The organism is Kytococcus sedentarius DSM 20547 (assembly GCF_000023925.1).
Classification (GTDB): Bacteria; Actinomycetota; Actinomycetes; order Actinomycetales; family Dermatophilaceae; genus Kytococcus; species Kytococcus sedentarius.
On record NC_013169.1, the window covers coordinates 1845716 to 1862944 of the forward strand.

The 17229-nt window shown below is 69.7% G+C and carries 11 protein-coding genes, 6 pseudogenes and 1 other annotated feature; of the genes and pseudogenes, 11 read left to right on the forward strand and 6 right to left on the reverse strand.

Annotated features, from left to right (window positions below; all coding sequences use genetic code 11):
- Positions 1 to 19 precede the first annotated feature (19 nt).
- From KSED_RS08685 to KSED_RS08725, 9 genes and pseudogenes are all read left to right on the forward strand, one after another.
- Entirely contained in the window at positions 20 to 5002 is a 4983-nt protein-coding gene (locus KSED_RS08685) for an Lhr family helicase (protein ID WP_015779726.1), read from the forward strand.
- The gene (locus KSED_RS08690) at positions 4995 to 5783 is read left to right on the forward strand and encodes an Fpg/Nei family DNA glycosylase (protein WP_015779727.1); all 789 of its coding nucleotides are present in this window, start codon (positions 4995 to 4997) and stop codon (positions 5781 to 5783) included. The genes KSED_RS08685 and KSED_RS08690 overlap by 8 nt, the downstream gene beginning before the upstream one ends.
- A gap of 304 nt (positions 5784 to 6087) precedes the next feature.
- Complete coding sequence (locus tag KSED_RS08695; protein ID WP_015779728.1) at positions 6088 to 6462, forward strand: VOC family protein; 375 nt, start codon at positions 6088 to 6090, stop codon at positions 6460 to 6462.
- 26 nt (positions 6463 to 6488) lie between these two features.
- Positions 6489 to 7019 (forward strand): annotated as a pseudogene (locus tag KSED_RS08700) (DDE-type integrase/transposase/recombinase); the annotation flags it as partial.
- A gap of 70 nt (positions 7020 to 7089) precedes the next feature.
- Positions 7090 to 7611: pseudogene (locus KSED_RS15340) on the forward strand (transposase); the annotation flags it as partial.
- 59 nt (positions 7612 to 7670) lie between these two features.
- Positions 7671 to 7991 carry a transposase gene (locus tag KSED_RS08710; protein WP_015779730.1) on the forward strand — a complete coding sequence of 107 codons (321 nt, stop codon included), beginning with the start codon at positions 7671 to 7673 and terminating at the stop codon, positions 7989 to 7991.
- Positions 7949 to 8059, forward strand: a sequence feature (AL1L pseudoknot). It overlaps the preceding gene by 43 nt.
- A pseudogene (locus tag KSED_RS15345) lies at positions 7988 to 8593 on the forward strand (IS3 family transposase); the annotation flags it as partial. (Overlaps the previous feature by 72 nt.) The gene KSED_RS08710 and the pseudogene KSED_RS15345, both read left to right, overlap by 4 nt.
- 58 nt (positions 8594 to 8651) lie before the next feature.
- Entirely contained in the window at positions 8652 to 10049 is a 1398-nt protein-coding gene (locus KSED_RS08720) for an IS30 family transposase (protein ID WP_015779731.1), read from the forward strand.
- A 7-nt stretch (positions 10050 to 10056) separates the two neighbouring features.
- Positions 10057 to 10341: pseudogene (locus tag KSED_RS08725) on the forward strand (integrase core domain-containing protein); the annotation flags it as partial.
- 78 nt (positions 10342 to 10419) lie between these two features.
- On the opposite strand, the pseudogene KSED_RS08730 reads toward KSED_RS08725, so the two are convergent.
- From KSED_RS08730 to KSED_RS08740, 4 genes and pseudogenes are all read right to left on the reverse strand, one after another.
- Positions 10420 to 11780 (reverse strand): annotated as a pseudogene (locus KSED_RS08730) (ISL3 family transposase).
- Positions 11781 to 11844: 64 nt separating this feature from the next.
- Positions 11845 to 12168, reverse strand: coding sequence for an MFS transporter (locus KSED_RS15825; RefSeq protein WP_308699679.1), 324 nt, complete (start codon positions 12166 to 12168; stop codon positions 11845 to 11847).
- The gene (locus KSED_RS15830; protein WP_049758490.1) at positions 12169 to 12375 is read right to left on the reverse strand and encodes a hypothetical protein; all 207 of its coding nucleotides are present in this window, start codon (positions 12373 to 12375) and stop codon (positions 12169 to 12171) included. It lies immediately after the preceding gene.
- A gap of 132 nt (positions 12376 to 12507) precedes the next feature.
- Positions 12508 to 13587 (reverse strand): GNAT family N-acetyltransferase, encoded by a 1080-nt coding sequence (locus KSED_RS08740; protein ID WP_015779732.1) that lies wholly within the window; start codon positions 13585 to 13587, stop codon positions 12508 to 12510.
- Positions 13588 to 13646: 59 nt separating this feature from the next.
- Between KSED_RS08740 and KSED_RS08745 the strand changes: the two genes are divergently transcribed.
- Positions 13647 to 14243: a TetR/AcrR family transcriptional regulator gene (locus KSED_RS08745; RefSeq protein ID WP_237699520.1), complete on the forward strand. Its 597-nt coding sequence runs from the start codon at positions 13647 to 13649 to the stop codon at positions 14241 to 14243.
- Between the two features lie 7 nt (positions 14244 to 14250).
- Here the strand turns inward: KSED_RS08745 and KSED_RS15765 are convergent, their stop codons facing one another.
- Positions 14251 to 14790, reverse strand: a complete 540-nt coding sequence (locus tag KSED_RS15765; RefSeq protein WP_081439811.1) for a helix-turn-helix transcriptional regulator — start codon at positions 14788 to 14790, stop codon at positions 14251 to 14253.
- On the reverse strand, positions 14700 to 15518 hold the full coding sequence (gene erm / locus KSED_RS08750) for a 23S ribosomal RNA methyltransferase Erm (protein WP_041290913.1): 819 nt from the start codon (positions 15516 to 15518) through the stop codon (positions 14700 to 14702). The genes KSED_RS15765 and erm overlap by 91 nt, the downstream gene beginning before the upstream one ends.
- 331 nt (positions 15519 to 15849) lie before the next feature.
- Between erm and KSED_RS08755 the strand changes: the two are divergent.
- Positions 15850 to 17209, forward strand: a pseudogene (locus KSED_RS08755) (ISL3 family transposase).
- Positions 17210 to 17229 lie beyond the last annotated feature (20 nt).

Here is a 17229-nt window from a genome sequence, read left to right on the forward strand (position 1 = left end):
CGGTGGCAGGCTGGCCCCGATGTCCGATGACGTGCTGCAGCGGTTCTCCCCTCCCACCCGCGCGTGGTTCGAGGCGAACTTCGCTGCGCCCACCGCCGCGCAGGCCGGGGCGTGGGACGCGATCAGCCGCGGGGAGAACACGGTCGTGGTGGCCCCGACCGGCTCGGGCAAGACGCTCTCGGCCTTCCTGTGGTCCCTCGACCGGTTCGTCCCGCACGGCGACCAGCAGCGCCCCGAGGCGCCGTGCAGCGTCATCTACGTCTCGCCGCTGAAGGCCCTGGCGGTGGACGTGGAGCGCAACCTCTCGGCGCCCCTGTCCGGCATCGGACACGCGGCCACCCGACTGGGGGGCGAGGCGCCGCAGGTGAGTGTCTCGTTGCGCTCTGGGGACACCCCGGCGGCCGAGCGTCGCCGGTTCGCCAGCGGCGGGGCCGACGTCCTGATCACCACCCCGGAGTCGTTGTACCTGCTGCTCACCTCACGGGCCCGGGAGCAGCTGACCGGGGTGACCACCGTGATCGTCGACGAGGTCCACGCGCTGGCCGGCACGAAGCGGGGCGCCCACCTCGCGCTCTCCCTGGAGCGCCTGGACGCGATGCTGGAGCGGCCCGCGCAGCGGATCGGGCTCTCGGCGACGGTCCGCCCGGTGGACGAGGTGGGGCGCTGGTTGACGGGCGGGCGCCCGGTGACGATCGTCCAGCCACCGGCCGAGAAGGCGTGGGAGCTGTCCGTCCACGCCGACGTGCCGGACATGGCCGACCTGAGCACCGCGCCCCAGGTCTCGCCCGCCCAGCCCGATGCGGGGAGCGTGCCGGGCGGGGCGGGTGCGGCGGCCTCGGCGGGCGACAGCGCGCCGGGAGCGCCCGGCGTGCCAGGCACCTCGGACGTCGAGTCCGAGCTCTCCCTTCCGGAGCACCTCACGCTGGCGGACCTCTCCCCGGAGGTGGCGGGGGCCGATCCCCGCGACCGGGCGAGCATCTGGCCCCACGTGGAGCACCGCATCGTCGAGGAGATCGCACGCCACACCTCGACCCTGGTGTTCTGCAACTCGCGCCGGTCGGCCGAGCGGCTGACGGCGCGGCTCAACGAGATCTGGGCCGAGCGGGTGGCCCTGGCCGACACCGACGCGGGCAGCGCAGCCGAAGCCGACGAGGGTGCGGGCGGCGGCGACACCGACCGCGGCAGCGCAGGACGAGTCACCGCATCGAGCCCCCGATCGCCCGCCGAGATGATGGCGCAGGCCGGCGCCTCGGCCGGGGCACCCGCGGTGCTGGCGCGGGCGCATCATGGGTCGGTGAGCAAGGAGCACCGGGCCGAGATCGAGGACGCGCTGAAGGCCGGCACGCTCCCGGCCGTGGTGGCGACGAGCTCGCTGGAGCTCGGCATCGACATGGGCGCGGTGGACCTGGTGGTCCAGGTGGAGTCCCCGCCCAGCGTGGCCAGCGGCCTGCAGCGGGTCGGGCGCGCCGGCCACCAGGTGGGGGCGGTCAGCCGCGGCAGCTTCCACGCCCTGCACCGACAGGACCTGCTGGAGACCGCGGTGGTGGTCGAGCAGATGCGCAGCGGCGGCATCGAGGCGCTGCGGATCCCCGCGAACCCGCTGGACGTGCTCGCCCAGCAGGTGGTCGCAGCGTGTGCCATGGACGACTGGTCGGTCGGGGAGCTGCACACGATGGTGCGGCGCGCGGCCCCGTGGTCGGATCTCTCGCGCGCGGTGCTGGAGTCCGTCCTGGAGATGCTCACCGGCCGCTACCCCTCGGAGGACTTCGCCGACCTGCGGCCCCGGCTGGTCTGGGACCGCGTGGACGACCTGCTGACCGCCCGCCCCGGGGCGCAGCGCCTGGCCATCCTGTCCGGCGGCACCATCCCCGACCGCGGGCTCTTCGGTGTCTTCCTCGCCGGCGGGGGCGGACCGGGCCGGCGGGTCGGTGAGCTGGACGAGGAGATGGTCTACGAGTCCCGGGTGGGCGACGTCTTCACCCTCGGCACCTCGTCGTGGCGCATCGAGGACATCACGCACGACCAGGTGCTGGTCTCCCCCGCGCCCGGCCAGCCGGGAAAGCTCCCCTTCTGGCACGGCGACGGGCTGGGACGGCCGGCGGAGCTGGGCGGCCACCTGGGTGCCTTCGTGCGCGAGCTCGCCACCGGCGACGAGGCGACCCTGAGGGCCCGGCTGACCGACGGCGGTCTGGACGAGTGGGCCGTGGACAACGTGCTGGCCCACGTGGCCGCGCAGGCCGAGGCCACCACCGCGGTGCCGGACGACCGCACCGTGGTGGTGGAGCGCTTCCGCGACGAGCTGGGCGACTGGCGGGTGGTCATCCACTCCCCCTGGGGCTCCCCCGTCCACGCCCCGTGGGCGCTGGTGCTGGCCGAGCGGCTGCGCCAGCGCTTCGGGGTGGACGTGCAGGCCCTGCACGCCGACGACGGCATCGTGCTGCGCCTGCCGGACCTCGGGGGGTGGGACGCGTGGGCCGTGCCCGATGCGGTGGCCCCCGCCGGCGCGCCGGGTGGCGGTGCTGGTGGACCCGTCGGCGCGCCGGGTGACGGGGCCGACGCTGCGGCCAGCGGCACCGTGGCCCTGGACGCCCGCTCGCTGGACGTCGCCCTCGGGGAGCTCGTGGCCCTGGACCCGGAGGAGGTCCACGACGAGGTGACCGCCCTCATCGGCGGCTCCGCGCTCTTCGCCTCCCGCTTCCGCGAGTGCGCGGCGCGGGCACTGCTGCTCCCCCGGCGCCGGCCCGACCGGCGGCAGGCCCTGTGGCAGCAGCGCCAGCGGGCTGCGTCGCTGCTCGAGGTGGCGGCGGGGCACCCGGAGTTCCCGATCGTCCTGGAGGCCGTCCGCGAGGTGGTTCAGGACGTCTACGACGTGCCTGCCCTGACGGCGCTGATGCGGCGTCTCGCCGGGCGCGAGGTGCGGCTGAGCTTCGTGGAGACCCCCACCGCCAGCCCCTTCGCGCAGAACCTGATGTTCGGCTACGTGGCGCAGTTCCTCTACGAGGGCGACTCCCCGCTGGCCGAGCGGCGAGCCGCGGCCCTGGCGCTGGACCCCACGCTGCTCGCCGACCTGCTGGGGCGGTCCGACGGCACGCAGCTGCGGGACCTGCTGGACCCGCAGGCCGTGGCCGACACCGAGGCCGAGCTGCAGCACACCGCCGTCGACCGCCGGGCCCGCCACGCGGAGGACCTGGCGGACCTGCTGCGCGTGCTGGGTCCGCTCGATGACGCGGAGCTCGCCGCCCGCAGCGTGCCCGAGGGCGACCCGGCCGCCTGGACGGCCGAGCTGGAGGGCGCGCGCCGCATCGTGCGGGTGCCGGTGGGCGGGCGGGACTGCTGGGCGGTGGTGGAGGACGTGGCCCGGCTGCGGGACGCGCTGGGGGTGCCGGTGCCGCCGGGCATCCCCCAGGCCGCCATGGTGGTGAGCACCGACCCGCTGACCGACCTGCTGGTGCGCCACGCCCGCACCCACGGGCCCTTCCGCGCCGAGGCACTGGCCGAGCGGTACGGGCTGGGGCGGGCCGTCGTGGTGGCGGCGCTGCGCGAGCTGGTGCGCTCCGGACGCGTGGGCGAGGGGGCTCTGCTGCCGACGGCCCTGGGCGGCCGGGACACCGACGACGGGGTGGGCCCGGACTTCTGCGACGCCGACGTGCTGCGCCGGCTGCGGCGCCGCTCCCTGGCCGCGTTGCGCGCCGAGGTCGAGCCGGTGGACGGCGACGACTTCGCGCGCTTCGTGCTGCGCTGGCAGGGCCTGGAGGACCCCGGCCGCGGGGTGGATGCGGTGGCCCGCGCCCTGGAGCAGCTCACGGGCGCGGTGCTGCCCGCCAGTGCGGTGGAGAGCGTGGTGCTGCCGGCCCGGGTGCGGGACTACGCGCCGGGGATGCTGGACGAGCTGTTGGCCACCGGCGAGTTCCTGTGGGTCTCGCACGGGCTGCTGGCCGGGGACGACCTGTGGGTCTCCTTCCACCCGGCCGACCAGGCGGAGGCCACGCTGCCGCTCGCGCAGGAGGACCCGGACCGCGCGTCTGGGCTGGTGCGCGAGCTTCTCACCACGCGCGGCGCGATGCGGTGGGCGGACCTGCGCACAGCGCACCAGGGCGCCCGTGCGGACGATGCGGACCCGGTGCACCTGAGCACCGACACCCAGTGGACCGATGCCGTGTGGGACCTGGTCGGGCAGGGTCGGGCCACCTGCGACACCTTTGCACCGGTTCGCGCCCGCCTGGCCGGGGGCCGGACCACGCAGAAGACCCGTCCCCGGGCCCGGCGGGCGCGGTTGTCGGGGCGCCCCGCATCGTTGCAGGGGCTGAGCGGCGCGGCGGTGCGCCGGGACCGCCCGGTCTCCACGCCGGACGTGCTGGCCGGCCGCTGGTCGGTGCTGCCCGAGCGGGACGATGACCCCACGGTGCGGGCCGTCGCCGCCGCGGAGGTGGCCCTCGACCGTCACGGGGTGGTGACGCGGGGCGCCGTGGCCGCGGAGGAGGTGGCCGGCGGCTTCAGCGCGCTGTACAAGGTGCTGGCGGCCGCGGAGGACGCCGGACGGGTGCGGCGGGGCTACTTCGTCGACGGTCTGGGCGCCGCCCAGTTCGCGACCGCGGGAGCCGTCGACCTGCTGCGGGGCGAGCAGCCCCGGGTGCAGGCGCGCCTGCTCAGTGCCTGCGACCCCGCCGTCGTCCACGGGGCGGCCCTGCCCTGGCCCGAGACCACCGGCGGCGGCCACCGTCCGTCACGGAAGGCCGGTGCGCTGGTGGCCCTCGTGGAGGGCGTGCCGGCCGTGTGGTGGGAGCGCGGTGGCCGCACGGCGCTGACCTTCACCCTCGACCCCGAGGCGCTCGCGCAGGCCGCCGAGGTGGCGGCGCGGGCGGTGCGGGAGCGCCGCATCGCGGGCCTGTCGGTGGAGACCATCGACGGGGAGGCGGCCCTGCGCACCGAGTCACCGCTGGTGGCCGCGCTCGAGGCCGCGGGCTTCGGGGCGACGCCGAAGGGGTGGAGGCTCCGTGCCTGAGGGCGACACCGTCTGGCGCACCGCGCGGCGGCTGCACCTGGCGCTGGCCGGGCGCGAGCTCACCCGCACCGACCTGCGCTGGCCGTCGCTGGCCACGGTGGACCTGACGGGGCGCACCACCCTCGAGGTGGTGGCCCGCGGCAAGCACCTGCTGCACCGCATCGAGGGCGGGCTGACGCTGCACTCCCACCTGCGCATGGAGGGGTCGTGGCGGGTGCACCCCGCGCCGGGTCCACGCCGCGTCCCGAGCACGACGCGCGCGGTGGTGGCCAGCACGGAGTTCGTGGCGGTCGGCACCTCGCTGGGCATGCTGGACCTGGCGGACACCCGCGCCGAGGACGACCTCGTGGGGCACCTCGGGCCGGACCTGTTGGGGCCGGACTGGGACCGGGACCGGGCGATGGCCGGTTACGCCGCGGCGGGGTCCCGCCCCCTCGGGGAGGCGCTGCTGGACCAGCGGATCGCCGCCGGAATCGGCACCATGTACGCCGCGGAGTCGCTCTTCCTGCGTCGGGTGTCACCGTGGACGACGGTGGCCGAGCTGACCACCGACCAGCTGTGGCGCGTGGTGGACACGGCCCGGCAGGCGCTGCTGGTCAACTGCGCCCGCGCGGTGCAGCGGACCACCCCGGACACGATGCGGGAGCTGAAGTGGGTCCACGGGCGCGCCGACCGTCCCTGCCTGAACTGCGGTACCCCGATCCGGGTGGACCCGATCGGCGCCGCCCCGGCCGACCGGGTGATGTTCCACTGTCCGGTCTGCCAGCCACGGACGTCCTGACCGCTAGGTGTACTGCTCGGGGACGTTGATCGAGGCTTCGTCACCTCCCGTGGTACTTTTGAGGCAGCGTCGCGTGCCGGTGGCAGTCTGTGTCAGGCATGGAGGCGCCGAACCCCTGGGAGGCCGACGGTGTTTTCGCCGCACCCAGCGTCGCCGCGTGACTAACCGCGAGCGTCCAGTCCAGATCACGTCAGCAGTTGGCCGGCGCTTGCGCGGGTCACTACCGCCGACTTTTCGCGCCCCTAGGCCCATGTGTCTTCACATGGGCCACTTCTGCATGCCCCAAGATCAATAGGAGACGTCCATGACTGCCCGGTTCAACCACATCATCATCCCGGCCCATGACGCCGAAGAATCCGCCAAATTCTACCGGGAGCTGCTGGAGGCCAAGTCGGCCCCCGCCTGGGGTCCCTTTGCTCACGTGCTGCTCGATGACGGCGTGCTGTTGCAGTTCGTTCGTCCGCCCAGCACCTTCAGTGAACTGCACTTTGCCTTCCTAGTCGACGACGAGCACTTCGCTCGCAATTTGGCTTCACTTGTCAGCACCGGAACCGACTACTGGGCAGACCCTCAGCGAACGCTTCGCGCCCAAGTCCGGAGGGAAGAGGATGCTCGCGCCCTCTACGTCCTTGACCCATTCGGCCACCTTGTCGAACTCCTTACCCGCCCATACGTCTAACGGGGAGCCGTGCTGATGATTCTTTTCTCCTCACGACCACCCGGCTGAACCGGCTTGCAAACGTCGACCGTGCTACAGGTGAACCTCTCCGCCGCTACGAGCACGACTACCCGGGATCGCTCGTGCATGTGGATGTGAAGAAGCTCGGGAACATCTCCGACGGCGGCGGCTGGCGCTATGTCGGCCGCCGCCAAGGCGAGAAGAACCGCTCCGCTACCCCGGGCAAGCCGCGGAGTAAGTGGCACAACCCCAAGCTCGAGTACGCGTTCGTACACACCGTCATCGACGACCACTCCCGCGTCGCTTACAGCGAGGTTCACGACGACGAAACCGCGATCACCGCCGTCGCCGTCCTGCACCGGGCGGTCGACTGGTTCGTCGACCGCAGCGTCATCATCGAACGCGTCCTGTCGGACAACGGCGCCGCGTATCGGTCCTTCCTGTGGCGTGACGCCTGCGAGGCACTTCGGATCACCCCGAAACGGACTCGCCCGTATCGGCCTCAGACCAATGGGAAAGTCGAGAGGCTTCATCGAACCATGGCCGACGGTTGGGCCTCCGGGACTGCTGAGGGTTTGGTTGATACCTGATCTGTGGGGACTGGGTCCCTGCTGGAAGGATGTCACCATGCCTGCACCTCTCCCCAAGGAGTTTGGTGACGACGTGATCGCGGTGGCTCGCCGTGGCGATGCGCCGATCGCGCAGACAGCGAAAGACTTCGGGATCTCGGAATCAACCCTGCGCAACTGGCTCCGCCAGGCCGACGTCGAGGACGGCGCCCGTCCGGGCGTGAGCAAGGCCGAGTCCGAGGAGGTGCGTGCCCTGAAGCGCCGTAACCGGTTGCTGGAGCAGGAGAACGAGGTCCTACGCCGAGCAGCGGCGTACCTGTCACAGGCGAACCTGAAGCTGGGCCAGTCCCCAAAATGACCTACCCGCTGGTCGGTGACCTTGCCGCTGACGGGATCCCCGTCACGGTGGCCTGCCGGGTGCTGAAGTTCTCCCCGCAGGCGTTCTACGCCTGGTGCGCCCACCCGGTCAGCGACCCGGGACCTGGTGGATGCCTACGCGATGAACGCCGCGTACGAGATCCACGCCGAGGACCCTGGACTGGGGTATCGATTCATCGCTGATGAACTCGCGGACGCCGGTCATGCCCTTGAAGCGTCCTGGGTTTCGTTCCGATCTACTTCCTCAAGGAGGATCGGGTCATGCCCCAGAAGTACAGCCCCGATTTCAAGGCTCGTGCCCTGAAGCTCATCGAAGAACGCGTCCGTGCCGAGCAGTGCTCTGGCTGGGTTGCCTGCATCGCCGTCGGCGAAGCTCTCGGCGGGATCTCACCCCACACGCTGCGGAACTGGTGGAAGCAGGACCGCATCGACCAAGGTGAGGCTCCAGGGTTGAGCACCGCTGAGGCCGAGGAGATCACCAAGCTGCGCAGGGAGAACCTCGAGCTGCGACGCGCGAACGAGATCCTGCGCAAGGCGTCGGCTTTTTTCGCAGCGGAGCTCGACCGCCCCACGACGAGATGATCCGGTTCATCGACGAGCACCGCGATCAGTTCGGGGTCGAGGCCATCTGCCGCACGCTGAGTGCGACGGAGTGTGGGTTCATCACCTCCCGCGCCTACCGCGCAGCGAAGAGACGACCTGCCTCCGCGAGGGCTCAACGAGACGAGCTCCTCATCGAGGAGCTCGAGCGGATCCACGCGGAGAACTACAGCGTGTACGGGGTGCGGAAGATGCACCACGCGATGCGGCGTGCCGGGTGGGAGGTCGGCCGTGACCAGGTCGCCCGGCTCATGCGCGCCGCTGGCCTGCAGGGGGTGCGGCGGGACCGCAAGCCCCTGACCACGCGCCCGACCGGTCAGCCGGATCACCGGCCGGACCTGGTGGAACGTCGCTTCGTCGCGGATCGTCCTCATCAGCTGTGGGTCGCTGACATCACCTACGTGCGGACGATCACTGGGTTCTGCTATGTCGCGTTCATCACCGACGTCTACTCCCGGCGCATCGTCGGTTGGGCGGTCTTGTCCAGCCTCCACACCGCGGGGCTGCCGCTGCTGGCCCTCGAGCACGCGCTGCTGAGCACGGGAGCCAGCCGTGGCAGGCAGGGCCTGGTGCACCACAGTGACCGGGGCAGCCAGGGCGGATTCAACTGGTCGTCGCAACACCTCGATCAGGAGGTGTCAGATGGTTCGTCGTCAACAGGCAGCAGACAGGGCGGTTCGTCCGAAGCTCCGTTCGCCGGGGCATCCGAAGTTCCAGAAGCCCGTCGAGGCGGCGTTCTGGGGCGAGATCGCGAAAGGACTGCTCGCGGAGGAAGCCGCGGGCGCCTGTGGCGTGGCGCCCGCGGTCGGCGCGAGATGGTTCCGACACGCTGGCGGCATGGCGCCGTTCGACATCACTCAGCAGCCATCGGGTCGCTACCTCTCGTTCGTTGAGCGTGAGGAGATCGCGATCCTCAAGGAGAAGGGCAAGGGCGTTCGCGAGATCGCCCGCGCGATCGGTCGTGATGCCGGGACGATCTCTCGTGAATTGCGGCGCAACGCGGCCACGCGGGGCGGGAAGCTGGAGTATCGGGCGTCGGTCGCGCAGTGGAAGGCGGACATGGCGGCGAAGCGACCGAAGGTTGCGAAGCTTGTCGCGAACCCGCGGCTGCGCGCGTATGTCGCTGATCGCCTGTCGGGGAAGATAACGCGCCCTGATGGCACAGTCGTCACCGGTCCCGAGCCGCCGCGGTTCACCGGGAGAGGCAAGCCGCACCGGAAAGACAGGGCATGGTCCTGGGCTTGGAGTCCAGAGCAGATCTCGCACCGGTTGAAGATCGATTTCCCGGATGATGAGTCCATGCGCATCAGCCCGGAGGCGATCTACCAGTCGCTCTATATCGAGGGTCGTGGCGCGCTCAAGCGCGAGCTCGTCTGGAACCTCCGCACGGGCCGGGCGTTGCGCGTCCCGAGGGAGCGGTCACGGCGGAAGACCTGGGCGCACGTCACGCCGGAGACGCTCATCAGCGAACGGCCAGCGGAGGCCGCCGATCGCGCGGTCCCGGGCCATTGGGAGGGTGACCTGCTGATCGGGTTGGAGCGCTCCGCGGTCGGCACGGTCGTCGAGCGCAAGACCCGTTACACGTTGCTCGTCCATCTCCCACGGGAGGAGGGCTATCGGCATAAGGAGACGCCGAAGAACGGGCCGGCCCTGGCGGGCTACGGCGCCATCACGATGAAGAGCGCCCTCGCGAACACGATGTCGACGTTGCCGGCCCAGCTGGCGCGGTCGTTGACCTGGGATCGCGGCAAGGAGATGTCCGCGCACGCGCAGTTCCGCGTCGAGACGGGCATCCCAGTGTTCTTCGCTGATCCGCAGTCGCCCTGGCAGCGCGGGACGAACGAGAACACCAACGGGTTGCTGCGACAGTACTTCCCGAAGGGCACCGACCTGTCCCGATGGAGCGCTGAAGACATCGAAGCCGTCGCATTCGCACTGAACACGCGGCCTCGGAAGTCGCTCGGATGGATGACGCCCGCGGAGGCATTCAATGAGCAGCTACTGTTGCTCCAACAGGCCGGTGTTGCATCGACTGGTTGAGCCCGGTCAGTTCCGGTCGCGCACCTACCTCTGCGCGCTGCACCGGCATGGCCTGACCGGGTCCATGGGGCGTGTGGCCTCCAGCGCGGACAACGCCGCGATGGAGTCCTTCTTCGCCCTGGTGCACAAGAACGTCCTGAACAGCCGCCGCTGGGCCACCCGGGAGCAGCTCCGGCTGGCCATCGTCACCTGGATCGAGCGGACCTACCACCGCAGACGCCGGCAACGGGCTCTGGGCAAGACCACCCCGATCGAGTTTGAGACCATCTACTGGCCCGCTCACGCGGCCTGAAACACCACACCCGAAGTGTCAACCAAACCTACAGCGGTCCCGTGCCCGTTAATCCGGCTCTTCGGAGTTGAGCGTGGGTCATGGGGTGAGTCCTCCGCCGATGAGGAGCATGCGCAGTCGGTAGTTGTGGCGGTTGCGGAAGCCGCGCGCGACGCGGCGGTGGAGCTCGATCAGACCGTTGATGGCCTGGAGTGCCTCCGTTGGACGCCCCGCCGGTGTCGAAGTACGCCAGCAGCGGCCCGGACCATCGCTTCAAGGTGCGGCCCAGGCGTTTGACCTCGCGGATGGGACTGGTCGGCAGGATCTCGAGCAGGCGCTGCGCGGCGGCCCGGCCGACGGTGGGGGTGGGGGCGTGGAACAGGGCCCGGACGTCCTGGGCGACCTGCCAGGCGAGCTCCACCTCGACGTGCGCCTCGTGAGCGGTGAACGCCGCGGTCAGGCGGGCTCGTTGCCGGTCAGAGATGTTCTCGACCCCAGCGCGCAGCAGGGTCCTGATCCCGTACAAGGGGTCGCCCCTGCGCCCGCGGTGGCCGGTGGTGTCCTGCTGGACCCGGCAACGGACGAAAGTCCACGCACGCGGTGGCGAGCTTCACCACGTGGAAGGCGTCCACGACCGCGGTCGCGTCGGCGAGGTGGTCATCGATCGCGTTCTTGTACCCACCGAAGGGGTCCAGCGTGGCGATCTGCACCCCGCCGCGGAAGACCTGCCCCCGGTCAGTGAGCCACGCCCCGTACACGGCGCCAGAACGGCCCGGGACGAGGTCGAGCAGCCGGGCACGGGTCCGGCCGTCCTGGTCGCGGGTCAGGTCGACCATCCCGGTCAGCATCCTCAGGTCCGCGGCCCCGGGTGCGCGGATCGACGTGGTGCCACACGCTGGGGGCACCTCCCGCTTGGAGCGGTAGCGCGGGGGGGGGGAATCATCGACCCCGAGCATGGACACCCCGTCGAACCGGGCCGGGTCGGCCTCCAGGACCTCCAGGTGGGTACGGACGGCACGCCACAGGGTGTGCCAGTCCACCCCCAGCCGGCGGGCCAGACCTGAGATCGAAGCGTGCTCGCCGCGCAGTTCGCGCACTGCCCAGGACACCGCCCGGGTGGTCAACGTGCCCCGTGGTGGGGCCACCGACGGGTCCTGCTCGGTGAAGCTCGCACCAGGGCAGAGGGCCTCTCGGCACACGTATCTGCGCTTGGCCCACACCAGTCGCACCGGTCTGCCGAACGAGGGCGCGTCGACCAACACCACCTCGTCACGGCCGTGGCCGGTGGCCACCACCCCACAGTGCGGGCACCCGGCCGGCCCCGGCACGGACTCCACGTGCACCACCAGCCCAGCATCACCGTCATCCACCACCCCGGTGACGCTCATCGCCGGCAACCCCAGCCACGTCTGACAGGCACCACACGAGGCAGCAGGGCACGGGGAAGTAGGCTCAGGCACCCCTCGAGGTCCTTGGCGATCCGAGGGGGTAGAAGTCCTCAGATCATGCCCGGGACCTCGACCCCTACCCCCAAGCACCCACGCTCAACTCCGAAGAGCCGGCAAAGGGGACGTTGATGAGGAATACCGAGCCCCACCAGAACCGCTCCAGGAGCAGGCCTCCAACGAGCGGACCGAAGGCAATGCCACCGATCGAGACACTCGACCAAACAGCGATGGCGACGTTGCGCTCATCCTCGTCCTCGAACGTGAACCGGATGATCGCGAGTGTCGCGGGCAGCATCAGTGCTGCACCCACCGCGAGTAGTGCCCGCGCGACGATCAGCACCCACGCGTTTGGAGAGAAGGCTGCGAGTAGGGAAGCTATCCCGAACGCGCTGATGCCAATCTAGAAAACCAGCTTGTGTCCGAACCTATCCCCGAGCGTCCCAGTGCCCAGCAGTAGGCCAGTCATGACGAGGGGGTACATGTTGATGATCCACAGTGACTCACTTACGCTCGCCGACAACTCGTCCGCCAGAAGAGGCACGACCACGTAGAGAATCGAAGTGTCGACCGTTGCAAGCAGCAAACCGAGAGAGACGACGGTGAGCACGAACCACCGTGTGCGCTGCGAGGCCGGCGCAGGGGATCTTGAATCATCTCAGCCTTTCAATATGCCGATACGTCGTCAAAGCGCGGTAGATTTGGGAGCCGCGTACAGGGAGCATGAAAGTCAGACTCCCGATCATTGGCGCATGTGCTCGGAGGCAAGTCGCGCGAAGATGAGGGTGTCGGTCCATTCGCCCTTGCTGAACCAGTCCTGGACGTGATGTGCTTCGAGCCGGAGCCCGACACGACGAGCCAGTGCTGCCGAGGCGCTGTTGCGGGCATCCATCTGCGCGGTGATGCGGTGGAGCCGGTAGTGGTCAAACCCGAGGGCGAGTACTGCTCGGACGGCTTCGCTGGCGAAACCTTGCCCACCGTGCGCCGGGTCGAGAACCCACCCGATCTCGCCTTGACGGTGCTCGTGATCGGTGAGCCACAACGCGACGTCTCCGATCGGGACGCCGTCATGCTCGATGACCAGCGCAAGCGCGCCAGTCTCGCCATCGATGTCAGTCTTCGCTAGGCGTTCGGTGAGCTTGTCGTGGGTGACTTCCGCGGTCCATGGCTCGTCCAGCAGGTAGCGGGCAACGTCGGGTCGCGAGTACAGCTCGTGAAGCCATTCGGCATCGTCGGCGTTATGCGGACGGAGCCGAAGCCGCTCCGTCGCCAACGGCCACTGGGCGGTGGGCTTGAGATCGCGCCGGTAATGGAATAGTTCCTCGCGCTGTCCTGCGGGCGTGGTCCCGACGGCTCGCTCGACCTCATGGAACCCTGCGTTCGTCAAGCACCGCTTGGAGGCCTTGTTCTCCAGGAGCGTGCGTGCTGTCAAGCTTCGCAGTCCACTGTTGCGTGCGAAGCGCGATGCCAACTCCAGGCCCCGACGAGCGTGCCCTGCTCCCCGCGCATCCGGATGAATCCAGAACCCGACCTCGGCAGCCTCGGAGCTGACGTCGAAGAGCACCAAGGAGCCCACAAACCGGTCCGTCTCGGCGTCGGCAAGTGCGAGGACTGCCAGCGTGCCGCACGACAGACCCTCAGCAACCTCGTCACGGATCATCCGTCGCACGGACTCGGGGGTGTAGTCGGACTCGGGCAGGTGGCCGAAGCGCCGCACAGCTTCATCCTTGGTGCCGGCTGCATACGCGTCTGCGTCCAGCTCAGAGAGGGGGCGTAGGCGAGTGTTCTCAAAGGTGATCGGGAGGGTGGTGGCATCCAGCATGCGCTAAACCTAACATAGAATGGATAGCTAACTGAAGCGTGTTTGGTTAGGCTGGTGGGGTGAGCTACTGGGAACATCGCAAACCTGTGCGACGCCTCCGCGCAGTGGACATCGGGGAGGTTGCGAGGGCATCGGTGAGGCTGCTGGACGAAGGCGGGTTGAGGGCCCTCACCCTGCGATCTGTGGCGCAACAGGTGGGTGTCGCTCCAGCCAGCCTGTACTCCCGCGTCGAATCCGTCGACGATCTGTTCGACCTCGCCCTCGACACAGCGCTTGCAGACGATCCCGTGATGTCCGAGTCGATCCGCAACGCCGACCTGCCTGCCCTGATGCACGCCTTCTTCGCGCACCTCACGACCCACCGGTGGGCCGGTCAGGTCATCGGCATGCGCGCACCCAGGGGGCCCGCGTACCTGGCCCTTTCCGAGCGGATGTGCGTCCTGCTCGAACAAGCAGGCACCCCGGATCCGCTGGGAGCCGCGTATCTGCTGTCGAACCTGGTGATCGGCGCCTCCCTGACCGCTCCGATGGCGCCTGACGAGAAGCGCGTCGCCATCGACCCTGAGCGAGCCCCCACCTATGCGCGACTCCACGCGACGCACCACATCAGCCCGCACGAGATCCTCGCCGACGGCATCGCGGCACTCCTGTCTTGAGGGGACCTTATGATTCGGGGCTGCCCTGTGCTGCTGATGGCCACTGGCTAGTACCCGTGCGAGATCGGGCAATCGCAGTGCGCCGATAACTGGAAGGGCTCATCCCGACGATGGCGGTGAACTGCTGTGCGGCGTAGCCGCGACTGTGCCACCCGACGTGTGTCATGGCGACACCGATCGGAAGATCAGTCTCGACCAGGAGCTCGGCCAGCCGGTGGGCCCTAATGTGAGCGAGGTACCGCATGGGCGGCATCCCGAATCGTTGTGTGAACGCTCTGCCCAGCTGGGATGTGGATAGATGGACCAGTGTGGCGAGGTCACGGAGCCGCCAATCCCGTTCAGGAGCTTCCGCGAGTAGTCTTGCTGCCAGTTCTGTCGCTGTTTCACCGGAACGGTGCTCCGTGGCACTACTGGCTGCTGGCGTGTAGGAGCAGCCTTGGTGCCGCACTGCGATGCTCATCGACGGCGCCTCCTCGACTTCGGCTGCTGCGTCCGAGCACGGTGTACAGGCGGCGATGAACCCGTGGTCTTGAACAAGTCCACCCATACCTCGACGGGCATGTCCTTCGGCAGGTCCGCAGTGTTCATGCCGTGGCGTGTCAGCCACGCCTGTGGTGAGCCGAGTGCGGTGGTGCGTGCGAGAATCTGGGCGAGCCCGCGGCCGGGACCGGTGTAGACGCGGTGGACTAGGGCATGGAACTGGCGTCGCCGTGCCGGGGACAGCAGCGGATGTTCGCGACGGTGAATGGCAAGGATTCCGCCGTCGACTCCCGGACGCGGGGTGAACGCGCGAGCGGGAACACGACTGTGCAGGGTGAAATCGAACCAAGGCGCCCATTGGGCCGTCATCATCGTGGCACCGCCGACGCCCGCTCTGCGCCGCGCGACTTCCCATTGCACGAGCACGATTGCATCGGTCCATGCCGGGGAGTGCAGAATCTGTCGCAGCATGGCCGTGGTCTGGTGAAACGGCAGGTTCCCGACGAGCACATGCGCGGACGTTGGAAGCCGGTAGGCCAGGAAGTCGTCGGCGACGACCTCGACATGTGGCCCCAGCCGCTCGGCCAGGCGTTGGGCGAGCCGGGTGTCGATCTCGACGGCTGTCACCGGTCGCCCGAGCTGGGCCAGCGGCGAGGTGAGTGCTCCGTCACCGGGGCCGATCTCAATGATCGGGCCATCGGTGGCGGCCACGAGCCGCGTGATCGTGGCGATAGTGGATGGGTCAGTCAGGAAGTTCTGGCCGTGCTCATGACGGCCACCTCGATAGGTAGGCACTGTTTGCTCCGTGGTTGTGGCGGAGCCGGGCACGCTGAAAGAGCCGCCCGGCCGTGATCACCGGGGGCGGGAGCAACAACCTGTGGAGGGTGCTCGCCGCCGTCAGCGGCTGCGCAGACGCAGCGAAGCAGTGCCGTAAACCAACATGCCGACCAGCGTAGGCGACCCCACCGCCACTCAGCGACTCAATATCCCGTCTCTGCTCAAAGACGCGGAGATCCGTATCACTGCGGCTCTTCGGAGTTGAGCGTGGGTGCTTGGGGGTAGGGGTCGAGGTCCCGGGCATGATCTGAGGACTTCTACCCCCTCGGATCGCCAAGGACCTCGAGGGGTGCCTGAGCCTACTTCCCCGTGCCCTGCTGCCTCGTGTGGTGCCTGTCAGACGTGGCTGGGGTTGCCGGCGATGAGCGTCACCGGTGTGGTGGATGACGGTGATGCTGGGCTGGTGGTGCACGTGGAGTCCGTGCCGGGGCCGGCCGGGTGCCCGCACTGTGGGGTGGTGGCCACCGGCCACGGCCGTGACGAGGTGGTGTTGGTCGACGCGCCCTCGTTCGGCAGACCGGTGCGACTGGTGTGGGCCAAGCGCAGATACGTGTGCCGAGAGGCCCTCTGCCCTGGTGCGAGCTTCACCGAGCAGGACCCGTCGGTGGCCCCACCACGGGGCACGTTGACCACCCGGGCGGTGTCCTGGGCAGTGCGCGAACTGCGCGGCGAGCACGCTTCGATCTCAGGTCTGGCCCGCCGGCTGGGGGTGGACTGGCACACCCTGTGGCGTGCCGTCCGTACCCACCTGGAGGTCCTGGAGGCCGACCCGGCCCGGTTCGACGGGGTGTCCATGCTCGGGGTCGATGATTCCCCCCCCCCGCGCTACCGCTCCAAGCGGGAGGTGCCCCCAGCGTGTGGCACCACGTCGATCCGCGCACCCGGGGCCGCGGACCTGAGGATGCTGACCGGGATGGTCGACCTGACCCGCGACCAGGACGGCCGGACCCGTGCCCGGCTGCTCGACCTCGTCCCGGGCCGTTCTGGCGCCGTGTACGGGGCGTGGCTCACTGACCGGGGGCAGGTCTTCCGCGGCGGGGTGCAGATCGCCACGCTGGACCCCTTCGGTGGGTACAAGAACGCGATCGATGACCACCTCGCCGACGCGACCGCGGTCGTGGACGCCTTCCACGTGGTGAAGCTCGCCACCGCGTGCGTGGACTTTCGTCCGTTGCCGGGTCCAGCAGGACACCACCGGCCACCGCGGGCGCAGGGGCGACCCCTTGTACGGGATCAGGACCCTGCTGCGCGCTGGGGTCGAGAACATCTCTGACCGGCAACGAGCCCGCCTGACCGCGGCGTTCACCGCTCACGAGGCGCACGTCGAGGTGGAGCTCGCCTGGCAGGTCGCCCAGGACGTCCGGGCCCTGTTCCACGCCCCCACCCCCACCGTCGGCCGGGCCGCCGCGCAGCGCCTGCTCGAGATCCTGCCGACCAGTCCCATCCGCGAGGTCAAACGCCTGGACCGCACCCTGCAACGATGGTCCGCACCCCTGCTGGCCTACTACGACACCGGCGGAGCATCCAACGGCGGCACCGAAGCCATCAACGGACTGATCGAGCTCCACCGCCGCGTCGCGCGCGGCTTCCGCAACCGCCACAACTACCGACTCCGCATGCTCCTCATCGGCGGAGGACTCACCCCATGACCCACGCTCAACTCCGAAGA